We start from the raw sequence: 3,472 nt of genomic DNA on the forward strand, positions 1-3,472 counted from the left end.
ATCAGAAGTGAGGGAGTTGAGCCGTTATAAGGACGGAGGGAACTCATGTCCAGCTGTGAGCGGCATATTTTTTTACATTTTGTTTGGGCAACGCGGGATCGTCTGCCCTTTGTGACCCCGGAGATCGAGCGGCGCTTGTACCGAATGATGGAAGCCAAAGTGCGCGAGCTTGGGTGTCGCGTTGTGGCAATCAATGGGATGCCCGACCATGTGCATCTTCTCGTTCAGATGTCCACGACGATCACTCCCGCAGATCTTATGCAGAAAGTCAAAGGGGCCTCATCGGGGTTTGCACGTAATGTCTTGCGGCAAGGTGAGGCATTCTCCTGGCAGCACGGCTACGGCGTTTTCAGTGTCGGGCAAAAAGGGGTGCCTCGTGTTGTTGCCTACATCACCAACCAGAAACAACACCATGCCGACAACGAGGTGTGGGATAATTGGGAAGAGATTCCCGTTCCCACCAATTTTCCCGCCGAAGGCGGCGGCGGCTTGCCCGCCCCATAGCCGGACGTTCACCGTCCTGGAATTTAAATGGACGATTTACAAACAGCATTAAAAGAGTTTTTTGGGCACGAGGATTTTCGTGAGGGGCAGCGCGAGATTATCGAGGCGGCGGTGGCCGGGGTGGACACGCTGGCGGTCTTGCCCACGGGCGGCGGGAAATCCGTTACCTATCAGCTACCGGGGCTGCTCTTGCCGGGCGCGACGCTGATTCTCTCGCCGCTGATTGCACTGATGAAAGACCAGGTCGAGAGCCTGCCTGAGGCGCTGCAAGGCCGCGTGGCGCTGATCAACTCCTCGCTGGACTCGTCGGAGCTGGGCAAGCGGCTGGCGCAGCTCAAGTCCGGGCAGCTGAAGCTGATCTACGCCGCACCGGAGCGACTACGTCAGCCGCCGTTTCTGCATGCGCTTCGGCAAGCGGGTGTCTCACTGGTGGTGATTGATGAGGCGCACTGTATCAGCCAGTGGGGGCACGACTTTCGGCCTGATTATCGGGCCGTGGGGCGAGCCGTGCAGGAGCTCAACCCGCGCTCGGTGCTCGCGGTTACCGCCACCGCCCCGCCCGATGTCCAGCGCGACATCGAGCAGCAGTTGGGGCGAAAGCTCAAGGTTATTCTGAAGCCGACGTGGCGCGAGAATCTCTTTTTAGAAGCGCGGCGGGTGAAAAGCAACGATGAGAAGCTCTTTGCCACAGTGGAGATCTGCCAGCAGTTTGATGGCGTCGGGCTGGTCTATGCGTCGTCGCGGGATCGCTGTGAGGATATTTCCCGGATGCTCAAGCGGCAGGGCGTGGCGGCGGGGTTTTACCACGCGGGCCTAGAGCCCGTGGAGCGCGCGGCGGCGCAGGATCGGTTCATGAGCGGCGAGGTGCGCGTGATGGCGGCGACGGTCGCGTTTGGCATGGGCGTGGACAAGTCCGACATTCGGTTTCTGCTGCACTTCAATCCTTCGCGCACGCTGGAGAACTACTACCAGGAAGCGGGTCGTGCCGGGCGTGACGGCAAGCCCTCGCGCTGCGTCATGCTCTACACGTCCTCGGACATGGCGACGGCGACCCGGCGGTTGGGGGAGGCTGCGCTCACCGCGGAGCGGGTGCAGAGTGTCTACAAAGCCGTGCGGAGTGTGCTGGGGCGGCGGCGCTGCGCCCCTCTGCGCTTTGAGGCGCTGGTCAGCGAAGTCGGCGGCGACGACGGTTTAGTACGCAGTGCCTTGCCTGTCCTCGAAGAGCTGGGCCTGCTCGCCCGCCACGCCGATCTTCCCCGCGCGATGCATCTCTACAGCGAGCAGTTCATGAACGATGGTGAGGAAAGCGATCCGCTCGCCGACCTGCTTCTCTCCGCTGGGAGCGATCCCGTGGCCCAGTCCGAGGCGACGGGCCTCCATCTTGCCGACCTAGAGCATGAGGTTCTGCGCCTGCAAGAAGCGGGCTACCTGACCTACCGCGCCGCCCCGCGCGATCTCTGCTTAGAGTTGCTTCCCCCGCCCGAGGACACGAAAGCGCGTCTGGAGGAGCACCTGAAAGAGCGTGCGGAGGCCGCCGCCTACCGGGCCGCCGCGATGAAAGCCTACGGCGACGAGCCCAAGTGCCGCCACGCCCAGATCGCCCGCTACTTTGGGGATCGCTGGCCCCGCCGCACCTGCGGCATGTGCGATGTGTGTGAGAAGCCCTCCCTCCCCCAGCCCCTCCCACCCGATAACGGGAAGGGGAGGGGAGAAAGGGGGGGGGCTACCCCCTCCCGTTATCGGGAGGGGGTCGCGAGGAACGAGCGGGGGGAGGGCCAAGGGCTCGATGCACTACGCCTGCTCCACGATCTAGCGAGTGGCTACTATCCCTTTCATCTTGGCAAGGCTGGTCTGATGAAAGCCCTGCGTGGAACGCCGGATGCACCGGTGAAACCCAGCCGCACTGGTGCGTTTGGGGCGCTGGAGGGCTGGAAGAAAGCCGATGTCGAGCGCCTGATCGAAGCGTTGATCGAGCAAAGCTATCTGAGACGAGACGAAGAGGACGAGTACCGGCGGCTCTATCTCACTGAGAGTGGGGTGGAGGCGCTGCAAAGTAATTCTTTGGATATTGAGTGGCGTGCGCCCTCTGTTGTCCAAGCACAAGCCTCTAGCGAAAGCGCCGATCCTGGGCTGCTTGCTACGCTCAAAGCCTGGCGCAAAGAGCTGGCGAGCGAGCAAGCCATGCCGCCGTATGTCATTTTCGCCGACAAAGTGCTAGAGGGAATTGCGGCTCGCAAACCTGCCAATGAGTTTGAGCTTCTAGAGATCGCCGGGATTGGCCCCGGAAAAGCGGCGAAGTTTGGTGAGATTGTCCTGGAGTTGGTTCAGAAACATGGCTGAAACACTCCAAAGATAGCTTGATAATTAGTATAAACTAATCGTTTGACAACCTGTTAAGACAGGGTATACTGCAAAGGTATTAGCCCGCTGTTGGGCGGGTTGTTTGTACTTATATCTCTGGAGATTCTTTTTATGATGAAACGCTATTCTTCAAGGTCGGGGTTTACTCTGATCGAACTTCTGGTGGTGATCGCCATTATCGCGATTCTTGCCGCCATTCTTTTCCCTGTCTTTGCACAAGCTCGTGAGAAAGCTCGTCAGACTGCCTGTCTATCAAATCTGAAACAGATTGGCACGGCGTTTATGATGTACACGCAAGACTACGATGAGACCATGCCCATCTGGACTGCGAATGCTTGTGGAACTCTACCCGGGGGGGCATTTGCATTCCAGTACCTCTTCCCTATGCTTGTTGATCCCTACATTAAAAACGGTGCTGTACAGACCTCTGCAACGGGCGGAGATCTGAAGGGGGTCTGGGCTTGTCCGACGACTAAGGCATCCCTCTCGTCGTTCTCAAATACGTATGCTTACAACTACTATGCATTGGGTGGAACCTCTAACTGTACGGGGGCTGGTCTCTCGGCTGCGTACGCTCCATTTGATGGTGGTACGTATGCTTACCCTG

3 protein-coding genes are annotated in these 3,472 nt (G+C 59.3%); all 3 read left to right on the plus strand.

Annotated features, from left to right (window positions below):
* Positions 1-45: 45 nt before the first annotated feature.
* Entirely contained in the window at positions 46-504 is a 459-nt protein-coding gene (tnpA, locus tag RMO15_RS31690; RefSeq protein ID WP_309722819.1) for an IS200/IS605 family transposase, read from the plus strand.
* 27 nt (positions 505-531) lie between these two features.
* Positions 532-2,844 carry an ATP-dependent DNA helicase RecQ gene (locus RMO15_RS31695; protein ID WP_309722822.1) on the plus strand — a complete coding sequence of 771 codons (2,313 nt, stop codon included), beginning with the start codon at positions 532-534 and terminating at the stop codon, positions 2,842-2,844.
* 135 nt (positions 2,845-2,979) lie between these two features.
* Positions 2,980-3,472, plus strand: a 493-nt coding sequence (locus tag RMO15_RS31700) for a type II secretion system protein (protein WP_369016186.1), incomplete at its 3' end; no start/stop codon positions are given.

Origin of the sequence: Armatimonas sp. (assembly GCF_031410135.1) — a bacterium.
Lineage (GTDB): Bacteria > Armatimonadota > Armatimonadia > Armatimonadales > Armatimonadaceae > Armatimonas.